This window comes from Bradyrhizobium sp. CCBAU 11430, assembly GCF_028128855.1.
GTDB lineage: Bacteria > Pseudomonadota > Alphaproteobacteria > Rhizobiales > Xanthobacteraceae > Bradyrhizobium > Bradyrhizobium ottawaense.
Map to the genome: position 1 here is coordinate 1 of NZ_LBJV01000048.1, position 22,236 is coordinate 22,236.

Genomic DNA, 22,236 nt, shown 5'->3' on the forward strand with positions numbered 1-22,236 from the left:
GAACCCCCAGGACGAACCCGAGTCAATCCGCCGCACCAGATATGTGCATGCCCTAGTGCGTTCGCAGGGACGACAGCGGTGGTCTGGTCCGACAGCCTTCCCTACGGCCCGTACAATACCAGTTCCGTATCGGTGAGATCGCCGAGCTGCGGCCGGTGCGGGCCCTTGAAGTATTTGCGACCGCGCCGCTCGGTATAAATACCGACAAGGCCGGGAATCGGGCCATTGGAATCGATCGCCACCGCGATCTTGCCGAGCCGAAGCAGCAGCCGGCCGATGCGGCCTGCGCAGGCGGCGTATTCCGAGGCGCTGCGGCAATAGATCAGCTTCATCGCAGGAGGCGCAATGAAGCCGCGACGGATGCGCACCGGTTGCAGGATGAAGGGGAATGTTCCCTTCGGCGTGCGGCAGACGAGGCTGAGGCAATTGTAGCGCGCATGCCGCGTCAGCAGCTCGGTTTCGCCTTCGGAAAGTCCCTCGATCGTCTTGGCGTGAGGCGAGATGACCTCGATCTCGCTCCAACGCGGGGGCCGCGCCAGGGCAGGAACCGAGAAGAATATGCCACGGCAGTAGGCGCGAAAGCCCTGCGTCTCGATGATCGGCCAGGTCCACGGCGCCGGGCTGATGTTGAAATAGGTCACGTCCTTGTGCCGCTGCGCGATCTTGGTCAGCAGTGGGGCATAGTTGCGGTAGGCCGGATCGACATACCAGCTCGATAGATTGCACTGGATGGCGGTCTCTTCGCCGCTCTTCCGCGCCGTGTAGATCAGCAGCAGCACGCCGACCGGCGTGCCGTCACTCTCGAGCATGTAGCCGAAGCGCGGATAGCCCTCCGGGACAGACCGGAAGGCCTGCCGGCGCAGACCCTGAATCCAATAGTTCCGCGAGCGGCCGACGAAGCCGCGCGTCAGCAGGTCCGCGACCGCTTCGGCGTCGGACTCGGTGATCTCGCGGCATCGCACCTTGGTGTGAATCACGCTCGTCTTACCCGTGGAAATGGCAGGCCTCGTTTCGTCTATTGTTTCAGCATGATCTTTTCGGAAGACCGCTTCGCACTTCTTGCTGACGCGGTCCCTCGGATCTGGATCATGCTGCTAGCGCCAGCCTTCGACATGGGCGTCGGCCGTGACCCGCGGCTGCAGGCCCAGGACGTCCCGCACCTTGGCGGGCCAGGCGGAAAGGTCGGTGCCGTGGGTGTGGAACATGGCGACAGCCAGCCGGTCCATGCCGAAGGCGACGCAGCCGGTGTGGGCCGGCTCGCCGCCGGCATCCTGGATTCCCCAGGTCGTGCCGAAATGCTCGCGGTGATAGTTGAAGCTCATGCAGGCGGTCGGCTGCTCTTCCGAGCGCAGCGGAATGAGCAGCTCGAACTTGAGCTGCTGCTGCTTCTGGCTCACCGCCTTCATCTGGCCGACGCGACCGAAGAAAGGATCGCTGGCATAGTCGACACGGAAGGTGAGGCCGAGGTCGGTCGCGATCGCCTGCGCGCGCACCATCCAGCGCTCACGGAAATCGGCGACGTCATCGGGGCTGCCGATGCAGACATATTCGCGCATCCGGAACGATTGCAGCCGGTCGAGATGCTTCGACGGCTCGCGGCGGAAGCAATCCGCGGCAACGTCGAAGCGCAGACCGCCCTTCGGCAAGGGGCCGCGGCTCGCCGCGATCGGATAGACCGGATAGCAGGCGGCGGGCGACAGCACGAGATCGGCCGGAGACAGCGAGGTGGTCCAGTCGCCGCCGGCGTCGAAGCGGCTCACCGCGGCGTTGATCTCGCGCTCGGTCCCGTGCAGACCGCAAACGCAGCCGAGCAGATTCGGAAAGCTCTTGAGGTAGCCGGATTTCTCCAGCTGAGCCCGGCTCATCACCGGCGGGAAGCGCATCACCTCCGTGCCGCTCTCGCGATGGCTGGTGATCAGCGCCGCGAGCTTCTCGACGACGCCTTCATAGAGCGCAGTGCGGGCGTAGACGCCGTCGGCGCCCATGCGGTGGAACAGCTTGTCGGCGAGATGATCGAGCGGATCGATCATCTGCGGCGCGGTCGCGGGCGAGTCGGGAAGGATGGCAATGTTCATGGGGCGATGTCCTGCTATCTCAAAATTGTTATTGTTGATTCAGTCGTGAAGGCTTGTCGGCACGCCGCTCATCAGCGTCGATGTCGCGGCATTGGCCAGAATGCGGTCGTTGTTGATCATGATCGGGGACGACAGCACGTCGCGGAGGTGCCGGCCCATGGTGAACTCGCCGTCGTTGCGGTAGCCGGAGAGGCCGGCTGTGCGCATCGCATGCATCACGGTCTCGACCGCGAGTTCGGAAGCCTGCACCTTCAGCAGCGTGATCGAGGACTGGAAGTCGAGCGAGCCGAGGGCGCGCTCGTCATGTTCGGCGCGGGCAAAGGCATCGATATTGGTCGACAGCAGCGCACGCAGCTTTGCCAGCGACATCTTGGCGGCGGTGAAATGTGCCGCGGCCGGCGGCATCTGGCCGCCGGAGGTGCGGGCCGCCTTGCGGATGAAGGCCTGCGCGCGGGTCACGGCTGCGGCGGCGATGCCGGCCCAGGCCGACGACCAGCACAGATGCGCGAACGGCGTCATGGTCTGGGCGTGGATCTTGTCATAGGATTCCGGGAAAACGCGATCGGCGGGGCAATCGACCTTCAGCTCGAAACCGGTCGAGCAGGTGCCGCGCATGCCGAGCGTTTCCCAGCCCAGCGTCCGCTTCAGCGAATAATCGTCCTTGGCGAGCGCCAGCAGCACCTGGTCGGAGGCGGCGGCCTCGGTAGCGCGGCGGGCGATGGTGACGAGGCCGTCGGCTTCCGCGCCGTAGGAGATCACGGTGGCGTCGCGCACCAGCGAGACGGTGTCGCCGGCGTGATCGACCGCAGCGGCGCTGGCGCGGATGTTGCCACCGTTCTGGCCTTCGGTGGTGGAGGAGGCGAGCAGCCACTGGTCGCGGGCGACCCGGCGCATCATGGTCACCATCCAGGGGATGCCGTGGCCGTGCCTGACGACGCAGGCGACCTTGGTCTGGTGCATCGCGTAGATCATCGCGGTCGAGGCGCAGGCGCGTCCGAGCGTGTAGCAGATGTCGGTGACGTCGTAGATGGAGGCACCGAAGCCGCCGAACTCGACCGGGATCATGACGCCGAGCAGCTTCTGCTCGCGCGCGATCTCGAAAGCCTTGTGCGGGAAACGGGCGTCGCGATCGACCCCGTCGGCGTCGGACGCGGCAGCTGCGGCGGTCCGGGCGGCGCGCTCGATCAGGGAGGGACCCTGCTCGAGGAAGCCCGTCTGCGTTTCGTCGACAGTGAGGACTGCTTCACGCACGTTCATACTCGTCCGCCTCCGGTTTGCCGTTCGAGATCGCCGGCATCATTCGCGATGCGCGTAAGCGATCCTCCGGCCATCTTTGCTTGTGAGATGAGGCTACGGATTTAATTCAAATTCGTCGATGAAATAGAGGGTAAACAAAGCCCAATTCCGAACGAACAGTTAAGGTCCGGTTGTTTGCATCACCCGTTTTTCCAGCATCGCGTTAGGACTCTGGAAGAAGCCTGAATTTCAGACAATCTGAGTCATCGTTTACTAAGAAACGCGAAGTATTGGTATCGCCCATTGCGGGACCGGCAGGCCGTGCCCATCGTAGCGGCAAGCCGGTCCGACCTTTGACAGACAGACGGGAATTTGCCGATGCAATCCTTTGATACCGACGTACGCAATCGCATCACCAAGCTGGTGAAGGGCATCCTCGAGCAGAATTCGCTCGCCGCTAACGTCACGCCGTCCGCCAAGCTCGTCGATGTCGGCCTGACCTCGATGGACATGGTCAATCTGATGCTCGGCGTCGAAGCCGAGTTCGACTTCACCATCCCGCAAGCCGAGATCACGCCGGAGAATTTCCAGTCCGTCGAGACGCTGGAGCGGATGGTGGCGACCCAGCTGCAGCTGGCGGCGGCGGCTTAGTCAGGCGCAGCAAATCTTCCCCGGGTCGCCCCTGCGAACGCAGGGGCCCATAACCCCAGGCCGTAGTTGTGCGAAGACTGGTCGTTCGGGATTGCGACCGACCATCCTAGATAGATTCCGCGGTATGGGTCCCGGCGTTCGCCGGGACGACGTCGAGTGTGAGTTGAGCATTTTGCGCTCCTCACAGCACCGGCATCCCCACCACCCGGTTCCAAAACCGCCGCAAAACTGGCATAGCTTAACCATGTCGCACGTGGCGAACAGGGTGGAGCAGGCATGACGCAGGCGGTATTGGGCATCATCGGCGGCTCGGGCATTTATGATTTGCCGGGCCTCGAGGGTGCGCGCGAAGAGGTGATCAGGAGCCCCTGGGGCGAGCCGTCGGCGCCCGTGCGCCGCGGCACCATCGCAGGGTTGCCGATCGTATTCCTGCCGCGGCACGACAAGGGGCACCGGCTGTCGCCCTCCGACATCAACTACCGCGCCAATATCGACGTTTTGAAGCGGGCCGGCGTCACCGATTTGATCTCGCTATCGGCCTGCGGCTCCTTCAGGGAGGAACTGCCGCCGGGCACCTTCGTTCTCGTCGATCAGTTCGTCGACCGCACCCACAAGCGCGAGAACTCGTTCTTCGGTCGGGGCTGCGTCGCCCATGTGTCGATGGCGCATCCGGTCTCTCCACGTTTGCGCATCCATCTTGCCGCGGCCGCTGAAGCCGAGAGCATCGCGATCGCGCGTGGCGGCACTTATGTCTGCATGGAAGGGCCGCAATTCTCCACCTATGCGGAGAGCATGACCTACAAGACGCTGGGCTATTCCGTGATCGGCATGACCAACATGCCGGAGGCGAAGCTCGCGCGCGAGGCGGAGATCTGTTACGCCACGGTGGCGATGGTGACGGATTTCGACTGTTGGCATCCCGATCACGATGCCGTCACCGTGCAGGATATCATCCGCGTGCTGACCTCGAACGCCGACAAGGCCAAGGCCTTGGTGGCGCGGCTGGCAAAGGACTTTCCGCGCGAGCATGAGCCCTGTCCGATCGGGTCGGATCGCGCGCTCGATACCGCGCTGATCACGGCGCCCGAGGCGCGCGATCCCGAGCTTCTGAAGAAGCTCGACGCGGTGGCCGGGCGCATCCTGCGCGCGAAGTGAAAGGCAGAATGCCATGAAGGTCGACGGCAAGCATTTCCGCAGCATCTGGCGCGAGCATGACGGCTGGTCAATCGGTGCGATCGACCAGCGCCGGCTGCCGCATGAGTTCGTCGTCGCGAAGCTGACATCGTCTGAAGACGCGGCCGTCGCAATCCGCGACATGCTGGTGCGGGGCGCGCCGCTGATCGGTGCCACCGCGGCCTACGGCATGGCACTCGCCATGCGCGAGGACGCCTCCGACGCCGGCCTGAAGCGCGCTTACGACACGCTCATCGTGGCGCGGCCGACCGCGATCAATCTGAAATGGGCGCTGGACGAGATGCGCATGGCGCTCGAGCCGATCGATCCGCTGGAGCGCGCCGAGGCAGCCTATGCGCGTGCCGACGAGATCGTCGAGCAGGACGTCGAGATCAACCGCGGCATCGCCGGCAACGGCTTGAAGCTGATCGAGGCGATCGCGTCGAAGAAGCGGGGCGAGATTGTCAACGTGTTGACCCACTGCAACGCCGGCTGGCTCGCCACCGTCGACTGGGGCACGGCGACGGCGCCGATCTATCTTGCGCACGAACGCGGCATCAAGATCCATGTCTGGGTCGACGAGACGCGTCCGCGCAACCAGGGCGCCTCGCTCACGGCCTGGGAGCTCGGTCATCACGGCGTGTCGCATACGGTGATCCCCGACAACACCGGTGGGCACCTGATGCAGCACGGCATGGTTGATCTCGCCATCGTCGGCACCGACCGCGTCGCCGCGAATGGCGATGTCTGCAACAAGATCGGCACCTACCTGAAGGCGCTCGCCGCTCACGACAACGGCGTGCCGTTCTATGTCGCGCTGCCGTCGCCGACGATCGATTTTACCGTCCATGACGGCATCCGCGATATTCCGATCGAGCAGCGCAGCGGCGTCGAGGTCACCGACATGACCGGCCGCACCGCGGATGGAAGGCTGGAGACGGTGCGCATCGTGCCCGAGGGATCGCCGGTCGCAAATTACGCTTTCGACGTGACGCCGGCACGGCTCGTGACGGGCCTCATCACCGAGCGCGGCGTGCTGAAGCCGGATCGCGACGAGCTGGCGGCGGCGTTTCCGGACCGGATCGTGGCGGCGGCGGAGTAGCTCTCGTAGGGTGGGCACGCTTCGCTTTGCCCACCCTACGGCTTCGTGCCTCGCAACGACGAGGTGCCTACTCCAGCTTCAGCCCCGTCGCCGCCTCAAGCTCCGCAATCGCCTGCGCGCCGCTCGTCACCTTGATCGTGGTCATGCCCATCTCGCGCGCGGGTTTCAGATTGACGCCGAGATCGTCGAGATAGACGCAATTGTTCGGATCGACCTTCAGTGTCTCGACCATCAGCCTGTAGATTCGCGGATCGGGCTTGCGCAGGCCGATCTTGGCGGATTCGATCACGTGGTCGAACAGCACCATGACTTCGGCGATGTAGAGGGAGCGCCCGGTCATGCTGCCGATGGTATTGGCAGGCAGATTGTTGGTGATGCAGCCGGTCTTGAATTGCGCCTTGATGCGCTTCAGCGCCTCGACCATCTCGGGGCGCAGATCGCCCTGCAGCAGCGGCAGCACGTCGCGACCGCGCACCTCCGCGCCGAGTGCGAGCGATTCCGTCGCGAACAATTCGTCGAAGGTATCGATATCGACCTCGGCCCGCTCGAACTTGGCCCAGGCGTTTTCCAGGTGGTTGGCGGCGTTGGTCCGCCGGATGATGTCGACGGGCAGGCCGCGCTCGGTCTCGAACCGCGCGAATGCTTCGAACGGTGAACTCGTCAGCACGCCGCCAAAGTCAAAGATCACCGCCTCGATCGCCACTATCCTGCCCTCGCCAATTCCTTTCCAAGAGGGCTAGCATGCGCTATCGGCAAGGGCCAGTCCGAAGCAATCTGCCGCCGCCAATACCGAAGCGTGTTCCCATGAAGAAGCTTGCCACGTTCATCACGACTTCGCTGCTGCTCGCCACACCCGCCCATGCCATCGTCGGCGGCGGCACGCCGCAGGCCGACGGCGTCGCGCGCGCCGTCGTCACCATCGTCGGCTCGCGCGGCAATTCCTGCACCGGCACTCTGATCGCGCCGAGGATCGTATTGACCGGCGCTCACTGCGTGCCGCCGGGCGCGGACTACAAGATCGTCGATCGCAGCGGTGGCGCGCCGCAATTGCTGAACGTGCGCACCATCGCGATCCATCCCAGCTACAAGGCGCAGGTGCATCGCGCCGGCGCAGACGTGGCGCTGCTGCAACTGGAAATTCCACCCAAGGGAAAATCGACGGTGCCGGTCGGCGCGCCGAATATTCCAATCCAGGCCGGTAGCCGTTTCGTCATTGCCGGTACCGGTGTCACCGTGCGCGGTGATGGCAGGAGCGGCGGGGCCACGCGCGTCGCGGGCCTTGTCGTCACGGGCCAGCCCGGCACGCTTCAGATCCGCCTGGTCGATCCCGTAACCAACGGTGTTCGCGACGGAATTGGCGCTTGTACCGGCGATTCCGGCGGTCCCGTGTTCGAGGACAAGCCGAGCGGTGCCGTGCTTGTCGGTGTCATCAGCTGGGCGACGGGACCGAACGCCGGCGACGGCTGCGGCGGATTGACCGGCGTCACGCCGCTCACGCTCTACCGCGACTGGATCTTGCAGACCGCGCGGAGCTGGGGTGCGGCACTGTGATTTGACCGCAACTTGATCTATGTCATTTTGAAGCGGAAGCGCGGCGGGCGATCATGCCGGCCGCGGAGGAAACGCGTCGTTCGTCAAGGACGGCCACAAAAACAAGCAAGGCATAGAAGCAACAATGAATGTCGCTGTTCGCAGTCACGCCACGGCCAAACAGGCTTCTGAACATTTCGACGTGCTGATCGTCGGCGCCGGCATCTCCGGCATCGGCAGCGCCTATCACATCGAGAAGCAACTTCCGGGCACGAGCTATGTCATCCTGGAGACGCAGGCGACGTTCGGCGGCACCTGGAGCACGCATCGTTATCCCGGCATCCGCTCGGACAGCGATCTCCATACGTTCGGCTATAGCTTCAAGCCCTGGGTAGGCCCGCCGATCGCGACCGCCGAAGAAATCCTCGCCTACATGAACGAGGTGATCGACGACAACGATATCGCACGGCACATCCGCTACAAGCATAAGATCAATTCCGCCAGCTGGTCGAGCGAGCAGAATCTCTGGACCATCGAGGCGATTACGACCGATACCGGTGAAGCAAAGACTTTCACCGCGAACTTCCTCTGGATGTGCCAGGGCTATTACCGCCATTCGGAAGGCTACACGCCGGAATGGAAGGGCGCCGATCGCTTCAAAGGCCGCGTCGTCCATCCGCAGACCTGGCCTGACGATCTCGACCTCACGAACAAGAAGGTCGTTGTGATCGGCTCGGGCGCGACCGCGGCAACGCTGGTGCCGAACATCGCGGACAGTTGCGCGCATGTCACCATGCTGCAGCGTTCGCCGACCTATTTTCGCCTCGGCCGCAACGCCATCGAGATCGCCGAGGAGCTGCGCCGGCTTCAGGTCGACGAGGCCTGGATCCACGAGATCGTTCGGCGCAAGATCCTGTTCGAGCAGGACGCCTTCACAAAACTCTGCCTATCCAAGCCGGAGCAGGTCAAGAAGGACCTGATCGGCCAGATCAGCGCGGTGCTCGGCCCAGACTACGACGTCGAGACGCACTTCACGCCGACTTACCGGCCGTGGCGGCAGCGCATCGCCTTCGTGCCCGATGCCGATCTGTTCAAGGGCATCGCCAGCGGCAAGGCCTCCGTCGTCACCGACGAGATCGAATGCTTCGTCGAGAACGGCATTCAGCTCAAATCCGGCAAGCTGCTGGAGGCCGATGTCATCGTCACCGCGACCGGCTTCAATCTCGCGGCGCTCGGCGACATCGCCTTCGAGATCGACGGCAAGCCGCTCGCCTTTGGCGACACCGTCACCTATCGCGGCATGATGTTCACGGGCGTTCCGAACATGGTCTGGGTGTTCGGCTATTTCCGCGCCAGCTGGACGCTGCGAGTCGATCTCGTCGCCGACTTCGTCTGCCGGCTGCTCGGCCACATGAAGGCCAAAGGCAAGAAGAAGGTCGAGGTCAAGCTGCGACCCGAAGACCACAACATGCCGATCCTGCCCTGGATCGATCCGGAAAACTTCAATCCCGGCTACATGATGCGAAACATGAACCTGCTGCCCAAGCGCGGCGACAAGCCGGAATGGCAGCACAGCCAGGATTACTGGACCGAAAAGGACGAGATCCCGAAGACGGACCTGGATGACAAGGCGTTTGTGTACGGGTGAGGAAGTTCGTGGGTGCGGGTTCGTGTGAGGGGGCGGCGACGCTCACACCACACTCCGCCGTCGTCCCGGGGCGCGAAGCGAACCCGGGATCCATAACCACAGGGAGTGGTTATGGAGCGAGCAGGTAACTGCGAGTCTACGCCAAACATCTTCCTGTGGTTATGGGTCCCGGATCGGCGCTCCGCTTGTCCGGGACGACGTCGGTTGCTGGATCAGAGGCGCGCCAACTCATCCACACCGCAGCTCACGAATTCCTTCGCGTCGCGTTCGCCGCAATCGCCGCCGCCGCCGTCCGATTCTCCACGCCGAGCTTGGCGTAGATCTGCTCGAGATGCTTGTCGACCGTGCGCGGGCTCAATCCCAAAATCTGGGCGATGTCGCGGTTGGTCTTGCCCTTGCTGAGCCAGGCCAGCACCTCGCCCTCGCGGGTGGTGAGGCCGAGCTCGCTGGTGAATTCCGGAGGCAGTGCGGTGCCGGACTCCCTGGAGAGCCGCAGCAAAAACTCGTTCGGCGCGGTCTCGCCCATGTAATAGAGCCGCAGCTGCGGGTTGTCGGGCAAGGAAGCCGCCTGGGACTTCGAGCTGCCCTTGGCTCTGGCCTGCTCCAGCCATTGCAGCAGCGATGGCGGGAGGACGAAGTCGTCGGCCTGTGCGCCGTGATGATCGGACAGCAGCTTCTGCGCCTGCGGCGTCGCCCACAGCACATGGCCCTGGCGATCGACCGCGAACAGGAAGCGGCCGGAGACGTCGAGCGCTGCGCGCGCGCTCTGGGTCAGGCGGGCATTGCCGAGATGGACGCGGATGCGCGCCAGCATCTCCTCGATCACGATCGGCTTGGTCACGTAATCGACGCCGCCGGCCTCGAGCCCGCGAACGATATGCTCGGTTTCAGCGAGCCCCGTCATGAAGATCACGGGGACATTGGCAAGACCGGCATCGCGCTTGAGCCGGCGGCAGGTCTCGAAGCCGTCGATGCCGGGCATCACGGCATCGAGCAGAACGATGTCGGGCGTGATCTGGTCGATGATACGTATCGCTGCCGCGCCGTCGAGCGCCACCATCACCGTCATGCCGGCGCCGTCGAGCGCGTCGGTAAGCAGCCGCAGCGTCTCGGGAGAGTCGTCCACGACGAGCGCGACGTCGCGCTTTTTCGACTCAATGTTCATGCGCATGCAACGTCTTCAATGTGGACATGTACTGCTCGAGATCGAAGCGGTCGACCAGCGACCGCATCTGCGCGACGAAATCGGCATGTTCCGGATGCTCGCTGCCGATCTCGTCCAGCTTCAACTGGATGCCCTTGACGTAGCCGATCCGGCCGAGCCCGATCAGGGCCTCGATGTGCCGCGCCGGCGGCCTCGATCCGCTTTCGGGGCGCCAGAATGACACGGGAATCTCGTCCGAGCCATATTGCCATTCGATCCTGAGGAGCTGGCGGATCGTCTCCAGAATCCGCGGGATGTCGATCGGCTTCATCAGATAGCCGTCGTGGAAGGGCTGCGCCAGCGGCGCGCCGTGGGCCTCGATCGCGCTGGCAGATACCATCAGGATGCGCGCCTGGTGATGGCCGCTCGCGCGCAAGGCCTCCGCGACGGCCCAGCCGTCCATGGCGGGCATCGAGATGTCGAGCAGGAACAGATCGGGCCGGCAATGCTGCGCCAATGCGAGGCAGCCGGGGCCGTCGGGGGCGCTCAGCAGGATGAAGCCGAGCGGCGTCAGCACCTCGCGCAGGAGGTCGCGATGGACGGGATCATCGTCGGTGATGAGGATGGTCTTGCGCGCGCCGTGATAGCCGGAGATGGGAGCCTCCACCGGCGCGATGCGCTGCGGATTGGTGACCTCCGAGAGCAGGATCTTGACCTTGAACGTCGAGCCGGCGCCGACCGTGCTCATGACCTTGATATCGCCGCCCATCACGCCGGCGAGCAGCCGGCTGATGGTCAGGCCGAGTCCCGTGCCGGTTTGCGGCTGCGAAACGCCGAGCGCACCACGCTCGAACGGCGCGAAGATGCGTTCGAGATCGTCGCCTTGGATGCCGGGACCGGTGTCGATCACCTCGAACTCGGCAACGGGGCTGCGATAGTGCACGACGAACTGCACGCTGCCGGTCTGGGTGAACTTGATGGCGTTGGAGAGCAAATTGATCAACACCTGGCGCAGCCGTTTCTCATCGGCATAGACCACCAGCGGCAAATACGCCGGCCGGCGGAACACGAAGTCGATGCCCTTGGCGGCAGCCTGCAGGCGGAACATGCCGACCAGCTGGTCGAGGAATTCGCTGAGGCGCACCTCGTCGCGCGACAGATACAGCCGTCCCGCCTCGATCTTTGAGATGTCCAGAATGCCGTCGATCAGGCCGGAGAGGTGGTCGGCGCTGCGGCGGACGACGCGAACCTGGTCGCGCGGCTTCGTGCTCAGCGTCGTATCTTGCTCCAGCAGCTGGGCATAGCCGCTGATCGCGTTCAGCGGTGAGCGCAGCTCGTGGCTCAGGCCGACGACATAACGGCTCTTGGCGAGGTTGGCGGATTCGGCGACCTCCTTGGCGCGCTGCAACTCGGCGTCGGTGCGCTTGTGCGCGTCGATCTCCTGGATCAGAAGCGCTGTCTGCCGCCGCGTCTCTTCCTCGGCGGCGCGGCGGCTCTGCTGCGCCAGCACGAACAGCCACGCCACCACGCCGATGATGATGCTGAGCGAGAAGAACACCTTCCAGAGCACGTCGGAGACGAGCGCGTTCTCGCCATGCACGCTCGCCGAGGTCTGCAGATAGATCAGGCCCAGCACCAGCGCGACGAGGCCGGCGGAGACTGCGAAAACGCCGATATAGTGGCCGAGCTGCGAGTTGATGCGCGCGTAGATCGGCTGCGGCATCAGCTTGCCCAGCGTCTCCGACACCTGCGCCTGAATCCGCGCGTGCGGCTTGCAGAGATCGTGGCAGCGGGCATCCAGCGAACAGCACAAGGAGCAGATCGGTCCGGCGTAAGCGGGGCAGGAAGCCATGTCCTCCGGCTCGAACGCGTGCTCGCAGATGCAACACTGGATCGCCTCGATGTCCTGCCAGCTCCGCTTCGGCTTTCGCGCGATGTAGTACTTGCCGTCCGTGGCCCAGGCAATCAACGGTGCGGCAATGAAGGCGACGGCCAGCGCTATGAAGGCCGACAGCGCCTTCGCGGTCGGCCCGAACAGGCCGTAAAAGGCGCTGATGGAGACAATGGTCGCGATCGTCATCGCCCCCACGCCGACCGGATTGACGTCGTAGAGATGCGCGCGCTTGAATTCGATCTGCTGCGGCCGCAATCCAAGCGGCTTGTTGACGACGAGATCCGCGACCAGCGCGCCGACCCAGGCGATCGCGACGTTCGAATAGAGCGCCAGGGTCTGCTCCAGGGCCTTGTAGACGCCGATCTCCATCAACAGGAGCGCCACGATGACGTTGAAAACCAGCCAGATGACGCGGCCGGGATGGCTGTGGGTCAGGCGCGAGAAGAAGTTCGACCAGGCGATCGATCCGGCATAGGCGTTGGTGACGTTGATCTTCACCTGGGACAGGATCACGAACGTGCCGGTCAACGCCAGCGCGAGGTCGGGCTGCGACAGCACATAGCGGAACGCTTCGAGATACATATGCGCGGGCTCGGCGGCCTCCTCGGGCGGCACCCCGTGGCTGAGCGCGAAGAAGGCGAGGAAGGAACCCGCGAGGAGCTTCAAGGCGCCAAGCACGATCCAGCCCGGTCCCGCGCTCATCATCGCCACCCACCACGACGCCCTGGAGGCGCGGCGATCGCGCGGCAAAAATCGCAGGAAGTCGACCTGCTCGCCGATCTGCGCCACCAGCGAAAACACCACCGAGGCCGCAACCCCGAACAGCAGCAGGTCGAAATGCCCGGTGAGGTCGCCGTGCTCGCCCGAAAACTTGCGCCACTCCGTGAAGGAGTGCGGGTTGTGCCAGGCGATCGCCGCGAACGGAATGATGTGGAGCACGATCCACAGCGGCTGCGTCCACAATTGGAAGCGGCTGATCAGCGTGATGCCGTAGGCCACCAGCGGGATGATGACGACCGCGCTGATGAGGTAGCCGATCGGCCGCGGAATCCCGAAGCACATCTCGAGCGCGGACGCGAGGATCACGGCTTCGATCGCAAAGAAGATGAAGGTGAAGGACGCATAGATCAGCGAGGTGACGGTGGAGCCGATGTAGCCGAAGCCGGCGCCGCGCGTGAGCAGGTCGATGTCGATGCCGCATTTGGCGGCATAGTAGGCGATTGGCACGCCACAGCAGAAGATGATGGTCGAGACCACGAGGATGGCGGCGGCCGCGTTGGTGACGCCATAGTTCAGCGTGATGGTGCCGCCGATCGCCTCCATCGCCAGGAACGAGATCGCGCCCAGCGCCGTGTTGGCGACCCGGGCGGCGGACCAGCGGCGCGCGCTCTTGGCCGTGAAGCGCAGCGCATAGTCCTCCAGCGTCTGGTTGGCGACCCATTGGTTGTACTGTCGCCTGACGCGGTCTATTCGCTGCCGCCCTGCCACGCTTTACCCCACTCCTGATACGGACCCGGAGCCCTCGCAAATTCCGTACCAAAAGCCTACGTCGGCATTTTGCGGTGCAGTATACGCGATCTTGCGTATGCTTCCGCCGCCCAGATCCGAGCCATCCTCACCGGCACCAATCGCGTGTCCTCGAAAAAAAGTGGGGTGCTCATGTCAGACGAACCAAACAAGGGCCTTTTGTCGCCGCTCCGGCGCAAACTATTGATGGGAATGGCCGCCGTGCCGGCCATCACGATGCTGCCGCGGGCGTCCTTTGCACAGGCTCCCGCGACCTCGGCGGTCAACACCACCGGCCTTGCGGTCACCGACACCGAGGTGACGGTCGGCATCCTGCACTCGGCGACCGGCACCATGGCCATCTCCGAGACCGGGTCGATCGAGGCCGAAAAGCTCGCCATCGAGCAGATCAATGCCGCCGGCGGCGTGCTCGGGCGCAAGATCAAGTTCATCCAGGAAGACGGCGCCAGTGATTGGCCGACCTTTGCGGAAAAGGCAAAGAAGCTGCTGGTCAACGACAAGGTCGCGGCGATCATGGGCTGCTGGACCTCGGCCTCACGCAAGGCGGTGCTGCCGGTCATGGAGCAGTATAACGGCATGCTCTACTACCCGACCTTCTACGAAGGCCTCGAGCAGTCCAAGAATGTCATCTATACCGGTCAGGAAGCGACCCAGCAGATTCTCGCGGGTCTGAATTGGATCGCCAAGGAGAAGGGTGCGAAGTCGTTCTTCTTCATCGGTTCCGACTACATCTGGCCGCGCACCTCGAACAAGATCGCGCGCAAGCACGTCGAGAACGTGCTGAAGGGCAAGGTGGTCGGCGAGGAGTATTATCCGCTCGGCAACACCCAGTTCAATTCGGTCATCAACAAGATCAAGCTGACCAAGCCCGACGTCATCTTCACCGACGTCGTGGGCGGCTCGAACGTCGCCTTCTACAAGCAGCTCAAGGCCGCCGGCATCGACCTCTCCAAGCAGGCGCTGCTGACGATCTCGGTGACCGAAGACGAGATCGACGGCATCGGCGGCGAGAACATCGCGGGCGCCTATGCCTGCATGAAGTACTTCCAGTCGCTCGACAATCCGAACAACAAGGCCTTCGTGCCGGCGTTCAAGAAGGCGTGGGGCGAGAAGACCGTGATTGGAGACGTCACCCAGGCTGCCTATCTCGGCCCGTGGCTGTGGAAGTTGACGGTGGAGAAGGCGGGTTCGTTCGACGTCGACAAGATCGCGGCGGCTTCGCCCGGCGTCGAGTTCAAGGGCGCTCCGGAAGGCTATGTGCGCATCCACGAAAATCATCACCTCTGGTCGAAGACCCGGGTGGGACGCGCCAAGCTCGATGGCCAGTTCGAGCTGATCTACGAGACCGCCGATCTCGTCGAGCCGGATCCGTTCCCCAAGGGCTACCAGTAAGAAGCGCTCTCAGGCGCTTTCTTCCAAACACCAAGCCTCTCCCTGGCGTGGACAGCAAATCCACGCCCAAGACCCCCGCGTCGCGAACCTGCTCGCGACGCGGGACCCTTATCCCCGACGGAGGACATCGATGTTCGGCGACTACTCGCTTGGTGATCTCGGCTCCATCTTCGTCATGCAGGGCTTTGCCGGACTGATCCTGTTCTCGGTCTACGTCCTGATGGCGCTTGGGCTTGCCATCATCTTCGGCCAGATGGGCGTCATCAACATGGCCCATGGCGAGTTCATGATCCTGGGGGCCTACGTCACCTGGATGACCTCCAATGTCTTCCAGTCCTATTTGCCCGGCTTGTTCAGCGGTTACTTCTTCCTTGCGATGATCCTGGCCTTTGTCGCGTCCGGCGCATTGGGGATGCTGGTGGAATGGGTGCTGATACGGCATCTCTACAAGCGCCCGCTCGATACGCTGCTTGCCACCTGGGGCCTCAGCCTGATGCTGCAGCAGGCCTATCGCTCCGTGTTCGGCGCGCGTGAGGTCGGCGTCGAGCTGCCGCAATGGATGCTGGGCTCGTTGCACGTCACCGACAGCATCGAAGTGCCGATCAACGGTGTCTTCGTGATGTGTCTCACCGTGCTGATCACCCTCTCGGTCGCCTACGTCATGTACATGTCGCGCTGGGGCCGTCAGGTCCGTGCGGTGGTGCAGAACCGCATCATGGCCGGAGCGGTCGGCATCAACACCGAGAAGGTCGACCGCTACACGTTCGGGCTCGGTTGCGGCATCGCCGGAATTGCCGGAAGCGCCTTCACCATGATCGGCTCGACCGGGCCGACCTCCGGACAGCTCTACATCGTCGACACGTTCCTGGTCGTCGTATTCGGCGGCGCCGCGAGCCTGCTCGGCACCATCGCCTCCGCGTTCTCGATCTCGCAGACGCAATCGACGCTCGAATTCTTCATGTCGGGCTCGATGGCCAAGGTCCTGACGCTGCTCGCTGTCGTGGGCATCCTGATGCTGCGGCCGCAGGGTCTCTTCGCCCTCAAAGTCCGCAAGTAACGAGAAGCAGGCAGATCATGATCATCAACTCACGCTTCTTCAACCGGTCCGAGCTCATCGGCTTTATTGTCCTGGCCGCCGTGCTGTTCGTGATCCTGCCGCTGTCGCAGGATGTGTTCCGCCTCAACCTTGTCGCGAAATACCTCACCTACGCCTTTGTCGCGCTCGGCCTCGTGCTGTGCTGGGGATATGGCGGCATCTTGAGCCTGGGGCAGGGCGTGTTCTTCGGTCTCGGCGGCTACTGCATGGCGATGTTTCTCAAGCTCGAGGCGTCCAGCGTCGAGAACACGAAGATCCAGTCGACGCCCGGCATCCCCGATTTCATGGACTGGAATCAGATCACGTCGCTGCCGTTGTTCTGGCAACCATTCCACAGCCTCACCTTCACCATCCTCGCCATCATCCTGGTCCCCGGCCTGTTCGCCCTGATCATCGGCACCGCGATGTTCAAGCGCCGCGTCGGCGGTACCTATTTCGCGATCATCACCCAGGCCGTCGCCGCCATCCTGACCATCCTGATCGTCGGGCAGCAGGGCTATACCGGCGGCATCAACGGCATGACGGATCTGCGCACGCTCAAGGGCTGGGACATCCGGCCCGACCACGCCAAGGTCATCCTGTACTTCGTCGAGGTGGTGCTGCTGTTCGCCTGCATCGGCATCGCGCAGTTCATCCGCCTGACCAAGCTCGGCCGCATCCTGGTGGCGATGCGCGAACAGGAGGACCGCGTCCGCTTCTCCGGCTACAGCGTCGCCAACTTCAAGATCTTCGCCTTCTGCATGGCGGCGGTGTTCGCCGCGATCGGCGGCGCCATGTTCGCGCTCAATGTCGGTTTCATGTCGCCATCCTTCGTCGGCATCGTGCCGTCGATCGAGATGGTGATCTACACCGCGGTCGGCGGCCGCATGTCGATCTTCGGCGCGATCTGGGGCGCCATCCTGGTGAATTTCGCCAAGACCAGCCTGTCGGAATCCTTCCCGCAACTCTGGCTGTTCGGCCTCGGCGCGCTGTTCATCGCGGTCGTGCTCGCCTTCCCGAACGGTCTGTCCGGGCTCTGGGCCGATTACGTGCAGCCGCGCATCGATCGGTTGTTCGCCTCGCGCAAGCGGAAGCCGGGCTGGAACGACAATTCGGTCGCCGACGGCGCACCGGCAGAGTGAGGAAATAGATCATGCTCGTCGGTCATCACGATGCCGATGCCACGCTGGCAGTGAGGAGGTAGATCATGCTCGTCGGTCATCAGCCCAAGGACTTCCTGCTCGCTGTCTCCGGATTGACCGTCTCGTTCGACGGGTTCAAGGCGGTCAACGATCTCTCATTCTACGTCGAGGAGAACGAGATTCGCGTCATCATCGGTCCCAACGGTGCCGGCAAGACCACGGTGCTCGACCTGATCTGCGGCAAGACCAAGGCGACCTCGGGCTCGATCCAGTTTCGCGGCAAGGAACTCACGAAACTGAAGGAGAACGAGATCGTGCAGACCGGCGTCGGGCGCAAATTCCAGACGCCGTCGGTGTTTGAGGACCTCACCGTGTTCGAGAACCTCGAGATCTCGTTCCCGCGCGGCCGCACCGTGTTCGGCTCATTGACCTTTCAGCGCGACCAACTCGTGAAGGATCGGGTCGAGGAGGTCGCGGAGATGATCTTCCTCAAGGACAAGCTCAACACCTATGCCGACGAGCTCAGCCATGGCCAGAAGCAATGGCTCGAGATCGGCATGCTGCTGATCCAGGATCCCGATCTGTTGATGCTGGACGAGCCCGTCGCCGGCATGAGCGTGTCCGAGCGCGCCAAGACCGCCGAACTGCTCAACCGCATCATCAAGAACCGCTCGGTGCTGGTGATCGAGCACGACATGAAGTTCGTCGAGGACATCGCCCACAAGGTGACCGTGCTGCATCAGGGCCAGATCCTCTCCGAAGGGACCATGGAGAAGGTCAAGAACGATCCCAAGGTCATCGAAGTCTATCTGGGGCATTAGCGCATGATCCCGGAAAGTGGCGTCCGGTTTCCGGACAAGATCATGCGCAAGAAATAGGGAGCGCGACGATGCTGGCAATTTCCGATCTTCACGTCGCCTACGGCCAGAGCGAGGTGCTGCACGGGCTCAACGTCAAGGTCGCACCCAACGAGATCGTGGCGATCATGGGCCGCAACGGCATGGGCAAGACCACCTTGATGAAGTCGCTGATGGGCATCCTGCCGGCCAAAAGCGGCTCGGTGACGATGGACGGCGCCGAGCTCGGTAACCTCAAGAGCTACGAGCGCGTCGCCAAAGGTCTCGCCTATGTGCCGCAGGGCCGCATGATCTTCTCCACCATGACGGTGAAGGAAAACATCGAGACCGGCCTCGTTGTCGCGGGCGAATCCGAGGTGCCCGGTGACATCTATGAATTGTTCCCGGTCCTGCTCGAGATGAAGGGCCGCCGCGGCGGCAATCTGTCGGGAGGCCAGCAGCAACAGCTCGCGATTGCGCGTGCGCTCGCGACCAAGCCGAAGGTCCTGCTGCTGGATGAGCCGACGGAAGGCATCCAGCCCTCCATCATCAAGGAGATGGCGCGAACCCTGAAGCGCATCCGCGACGAGAAGGGGCTCTCGATCGTCGTGTCCGAGCAGGTCCTGAGCTTCGCGCTCGACATCGCCGACCGCGTGCTGGTGATCGAGAACGGTGAGATCGTGCGCGACGACCCGCGCGACGCCGTCGATGCCGCGCAGGTCTCGAAATATCTGTCCGTCTAACCAACCGTAGTAAAAGGGGAGCATCTCGATGCCAGAGACACTGATCAAGGTCGATCTCACCAAGTCGGCCTACGAAAATGACATGGTGCACAACCGCTGGCACCCCGACATCCCGATCGTGGCCTGGGTCAATCCCGGCGACGATTTCATCATCGAGACCTATGACTGGACCGGCGGTTTCATCAAGAACAACGATTCCGCCGACGACGTGCGCGACATCGACCTGTCGATCGTGCACTTCCTGTCTGGTCCGATCGGCGTCAAGGGCGCCGAGCCCGGCGATCTCCTCGTGGTTGACCTGCTCGACGTCGGCCCGATGAAGGAAAGCCTGTGGGGCTTCAACGGCTTCTTCTCCAAGCAGAATGGCGGCGGCTTCCTCACCGACCACTTCCCGCTGGCGCAGAAATCGATCTGGGACATCAAGGGTCTCTACACTTCGTCGCGCCATGTGCCTGGCGTCAACTTCGCCGGCCTGATCCATCCCGGCCTGATCGGCTGTCTTCCGGATCCGAAGATGCTGGAGATCTGGAACAAGCGCGAGGCCGAGCTGATCTCGACCAACCCGACCCGCGTCCCAGGCCTTGCCAATCCGCCGTTCGCGGCGACCGCCCATGGCGGCCGCGCCAAGGGCGACGTCAAGGCCAAGATCGGCGCGGAGGGTGCGCGCACGGTGCCGCCGCGCGAGCATGGCGGCAATTGCGATATCAAGGATCTCTCGCGCGGCTCGAAGATCTACTTCCCGGTCTATGTGCCGGGCGCAGGTCTTTCGATGGGCGATCTGCACTTCAGCCAGGGTGACGGCGAGATCACCTTCTGCGGCGCCATCGAGATGGCCGGCTGGCTGCATCTGAAGGTCGAAGTGATCAAGGACGGCATGTCGAAATACGGCATCAAGAACCCGATCTTCAAGCCGTCGCCGATCACGCCGAACTACAAGGACTACCTGATCTTCGAGGGCATCTCGGTCGACGAGCAAGGCAAGCAGCACTATCTCGACGTCCACATCGCCTATCGCCAGGCCTGTTTGAATGCGATCGAGTACCTGAAGAAGTTCGGCTATTCCGGCGCCCAGGCCTATTCGATCCTCGGCACCGCGCCGTGCCAGGGCCACATCTCCGGCGTGGTCGATGTGCCCAACGCCTGCGCCACGTTGTGGCTGCCGACCGAGATCTTCGACTTCGACGTGATGCCGTCGGCGGCAGGGCCCATCAAGCACATCACCGGCGATATCCAGATGCCGATTTCGCCCGACAAGTAGCCGGTGCGCTCCCTCTCCCCGTTCTTACGGGGAGAGGGTTGGGGTGAGGGGCTGTCTCCACACGAATGGTGGCAGCGAGTTGTATGAACAGGCAAGAACTTAGGTGATGCGATGCCGGTCTACGAATATCTCTGTGACGATTGCGGACCTTTTACGGATCTGCGCCCGATGGCCGAGTGCGACGATCCGCAAAGCTGCCCGCACTGCGAGACGTCGGCGCCGCGCGTGATCCTGACGGCGCCGAATTTCTTCTGCATGCCGGCCGAGAAGCGCAAGGCACATGCCGTCAACGAGCGCAGCACCCACGCGCCGCAGACGCTCGCGCAATACAAGGCCTCGCACGGGCCCGGCTGCGGTTGCTGCTCCACAGGCAAAACCGTGAAGGACAAGAACGCGTCAGACAAGAAAAAACCGGCGCGGCTGATGACCAAGACCGGGAGCGGTGCCAAGGGTTTCCCAACAGCGCGGCCCTGGATGATCAGCCACTAACGCCCGCGATGACCTCGAACGAATAAAAGACAGGAGCGCTCAAATGCTTCACGGCGACATTTCCAGCAGCAACGACACCGTCGGCGTCGCGGTGGTGAACTACAAGATGCCCCGCCTGCACACCAAGGCCGAGGTGCTCGACAATGCCCGCAAGATCGCCGACATGGTGGTGGGCATGAAGGCCGGCCTGCCCGGCATGGACCTCGTGATCTTCCCCGAATATTCCACGCAAGGCATCATGTACGACTCCAAGGAGATGTACGAGACGGCATGCGCGGTGCCGGGTGAAGAGACCGCGATCTTCGCCGAGGCCTGTCGCAAGGCCAAGGTGTGGGGCGTGTTCTCGCTGACCGGTGAACGCCATGAGGAGCACCCGAACAAGGCGCCCTACAACACCCTGATCCTGATGAACGACAAGGGCGAGATCGTGCAGAAGTACCGCAAGATCATGCCATGGGTGCCGATCGAGGGCTGGTATCCCGGCAATTGCACCTATGTCTCCGACGGCCCGAAGGGGATGAAGGTCAGCCTGATCATCTGCGACGATGGCAATTTCCCGGAGATCTGGCGCGACTGCGCCATGAAGGGTGCCGAGCTGATTGTGCGCTGCCAGGGTTACATGTATCCGGCCAAGGAGCAGCAGGTTCTGATCTCGAAGGCCATGGCGTGGGCCAACAACGTCTATGTCGCCGTCGCCAATGCCGCCGGTTTCGACGGCGTCTATTCCTATTTCGGCCACTCCGCGATCATCGGCTTCGACGGTCGTACGCTCGGCGAGTGCGGCGAGGAGGATTACGGCATCCAGTACGCCCAGCTGTCGAAACATCTGATCCGCGATGCGCGCCGCAACGGCCAGTCGCAGAACCATCTCTACAAGCTGGTCCACCGCGGCTACACCGGCATGATCAACTCCGGCGAAAGCCCGCGCGGCGTCGCAGCTTGCCCGTATGATTTCTACAAGAATTGGATCAAAGACCCCGAGGGCACGCGCGACATGGTCGAGGCCATGACCCGCGCGACCCCGGGGACCGATGAGTGTCCGATCGACGGCATCCCGAACGGGTCCTCTCCGAGCAACTATTGAGCCCCGGCCGGTGCCACGCGTTGGACGACAAGCCAGGGATGTGAATGGCCGTCCATAATGGCGGACGTTCTGGCGCGTCCGCCTATGGGCGGGACGGGGCGCGCTCGGTAAAATCGTGGCGCGGCTGCAACATGGGCTGTTGAATCTGCCCGAGTTGCGGTCGCGTTGGCGGATTCTCATGCCTCCGTAGTTCTACCGCCCGCCTTCATCGCCTAAGTTCCCGCGGCGCCATTGGGG

General features: G+C 63.3%; 19 protein-coding genes. 13 read left to right on the top strand and 6 right to left on the bottom strand.

The genetic code is table 11. The annotated features are described in order from the left end of the window. Positions 1–101 precede the first annotated feature (101 nt). The 3 genes from XI04_RS12850 to XI04_RS12860 all read right to left on the bottom strand — a co-directional run bounded on the left by XI04_RS12850 (position 102) and on the right by XI04_RS12860 (position 3,332). A complete protein-coding gene (locus XI04_RS12850) occupies positions 102–977 on the bottom strand; it encodes an acyl-CoA acyltransferase (RefSeq protein ID WP_212475271.1) in 876 nt (291 codons plus the stop codon). A gap of 117 nt (positions 978–1,094) precedes the next feature. Further along, positions 1,095–2,075, bottom strand: coding sequence for an amino acid--[acyl-carrier-protein] ligase (locus XI04_RS12855; protein WP_104462013.1), 981 nt, complete (start codon positions 2,073–2,075; stop codon positions 1,095–1,097). Positions 2,076–2,114: 39 nt separating this feature from the next. After that, complete coding sequence (locus XI04_RS12860) at positions 2,115–3,332, bottom strand: acyl-CoA dehydrogenase family protein (protein WP_212475270.1); 1,218 nt, start codon at positions 3,330–3,332, stop codon at positions 2,115–2,117. Between the two features lie 357 nt (positions 3,333–3,689). On the opposite strand from XI04_RS12860, the gene XI04_RS12865 reads away from it, so the two are divergent. The 3 genes from XI04_RS12865 (at position 3,690) to mtnA (ending at position 6,237) form a co-directional block, all read left to right on the top strand. Continuing rightward, positions 3,690–3,962, top strand: coding sequence for a phosphopantetheine-binding protein (locus tag XI04_RS12865; protein WP_038949515.1), 273 nt, complete (start codon positions 3,690–3,692; stop codon positions 3,960–3,962). A 276-nt stretch (positions 3,963–4,238) separates the two neighbouring features. Continuing rightward, on the top strand, positions 4,239–5,117 hold the full coding sequence (locus tag XI04_RS12870) for an S-methyl-5'-thioadenosine phosphorylase (protein ID WP_271609538.1): 879 nt from the start codon (positions 4,239–4,241) through the stop codon (positions 5,115–5,117). Between the two features lie 13 nt (positions 5,118–5,130). Beyond that, entirely contained in the window at positions 5,131–6,237 is a 1,107-nt protein-coding gene (gene mtnA / locus XI04_RS12875) for an S-methyl-5-thioribose-1-phosphate isomerase (RefSeq protein WP_271609539.1), read from the top strand. A 67-nt stretch (positions 6,238–6,304) separates the two neighbouring features. Here mtnA and XI04_RS12880 read toward each other — a convergent pair whose 3' ends face one another. Further along, positions 6,305–6,940, bottom strand: coding sequence for an HAD-IA family hydrolase (locus XI04_RS12880; RefSeq protein ID WP_271609540.1), 636 nt, complete (start codon positions 6,938–6,940; stop codon positions 6,305–6,307). A 101-nt stretch (positions 6,941–7,041) separates the two neighbouring features. On the opposite strand from XI04_RS12880, the gene XI04_RS12885 reads away from it, so the two are divergent. Continuing rightward, positions 7,042–7,788 (top strand): S1 family peptidase, encoded by a 747-nt coding sequence (locus XI04_RS12885; RefSeq protein WP_271609541.1) that lies wholly within the window; start codon positions 7,042–7,044, stop codon positions 7,786–7,788. Positions 7,789–7,912: 124 nt separating this feature from the next. Next, complete coding sequence (locus tag XI04_RS12890) at positions 7,913–9,415, top strand: flavin-containing monooxygenase (protein ID WP_038970704.1); 1,503 nt, start codon at positions 7,913–7,915, stop codon at positions 9,413–9,415. A gap of 244 nt (positions 9,416–9,659) precedes the next feature. Here XI04_RS12890 and XI04_RS12895 read toward each other — a convergent pair whose 3' ends face one another. Together XI04_RS12895 and XI04_RS12900 are read right to left on the bottom strand one after the other, a co-directional pair. Further along, the gene (locus tag XI04_RS12895) at positions 9,660–10,580 is read right to left on the bottom strand and encodes a response regulator (protein ID WP_212475315.1); all 921 of its coding nucleotides are present in this window, start codon (positions 10,578–10,580) and stop codon (positions 9,660–9,662) included. Beyond that, positions 10,570–13,941, bottom strand: coding sequence for a hybrid sensor histidine kinase/response regulator (locus XI04_RS12900; protein WP_271609542.1), 3,372 nt, complete (start codon positions 13,939–13,941; stop codon positions 10,570–10,572). Before XI04_RS12900 ends, XI04_RS12895 begins: the two co-directional genes overlap by 11 nt. 171 nt (positions 13,942–14,112) lie before the next feature. Here XI04_RS12900 and urtA point away from each other — a divergent pair, with 171 nt between their 5' ends. The 8 genes from urtA (at position 14,113) to XI04_RS12940 (ending at position 21,999) form a co-directional block, all read left to right on the top strand. Further along, positions 14,113–15,372, top strand: coding sequence for an urea ABC transporter substrate-binding protein (gene urtA, locus XI04_RS12905; protein ID WP_026201734.1), 1,260 nt, complete (start codon positions 14,113–14,115; stop codon positions 15,370–15,372). Positions 15,373–15,502: 130 nt separating this feature from the next. Beyond that, positions 15,503–16,429 (top strand): urea ABC transporter permease subunit UrtB, encoded by a 927-nt coding sequence (gene urtB, locus XI04_RS12910; protein WP_018316774.1) that lies wholly within the window; start codon positions 15,503–15,505, stop codon positions 16,427–16,429. 17 nt (positions 16,430–16,446) lie between these two features. Continuing rightward, positions 16,447–17,589, top strand: coding sequence for an urea ABC transporter permease subunit UrtC (gene urtC / locus XI04_RS12915; RefSeq protein ID WP_271623705.1), 1,143 nt, complete (start codon positions 16,447–16,449; stop codon positions 17,587–17,589). Positions 17,590–17,654: 65 nt separating this feature from the next. Then, a complete protein-coding gene (gene urtD / locus XI04_RS12920) occupies positions 17,655–18,410 on the top strand; it encodes an urea ABC transporter ATP-binding protein UrtD (protein ID WP_028139661.1) in 756 nt (251 codons plus the stop codon). 68 nt (positions 18,411–18,478) lie between these two features. Continuing rightward, positions 18,479–19,168, top strand: a complete 690-nt coding sequence (urtE, locus tag XI04_RS12925) for an urea ABC transporter ATP-binding subunit UrtE (protein ID WP_038949525.1) — start codon at positions 18,479–18,481, stop codon at positions 19,166–19,168. A 28-nt stretch (positions 19,169–19,196) separates the two neighbouring features. Beyond that, entirely contained in the window at positions 19,197–20,426 is a 1,230-nt protein-coding gene (gene fmdA, locus XI04_RS12930; RefSeq protein WP_095424979.1) for a formamidase, read from the top strand. A gap of 111 nt (positions 20,427–20,537) precedes the next feature. Further along, the gene (locus XI04_RS12935) at positions 20,538–20,915 is read left to right on the top strand and encodes an FmdB family zinc ribbon protein (protein WP_028139664.1); all 378 of its coding nucleotides are present in this window, start codon (positions 20,538–20,540) and stop codon (positions 20,913–20,915) included. A 43-nt stretch (positions 20,916–20,958) separates the two neighbouring features. Further along, positions 20,959–21,999 carry an aliphatic amidase gene (locus tag XI04_RS12940; protein ID WP_271609543.1) on the top strand — a complete coding sequence of 347 codons (1,041 nt, stop codon included), beginning with the start codon at positions 20,959–20,961 and terminating at the stop codon, positions 21,997–21,999. The last annotated feature ends 237 nt before the right edge of the window (positions 22,000–22,236 follow it).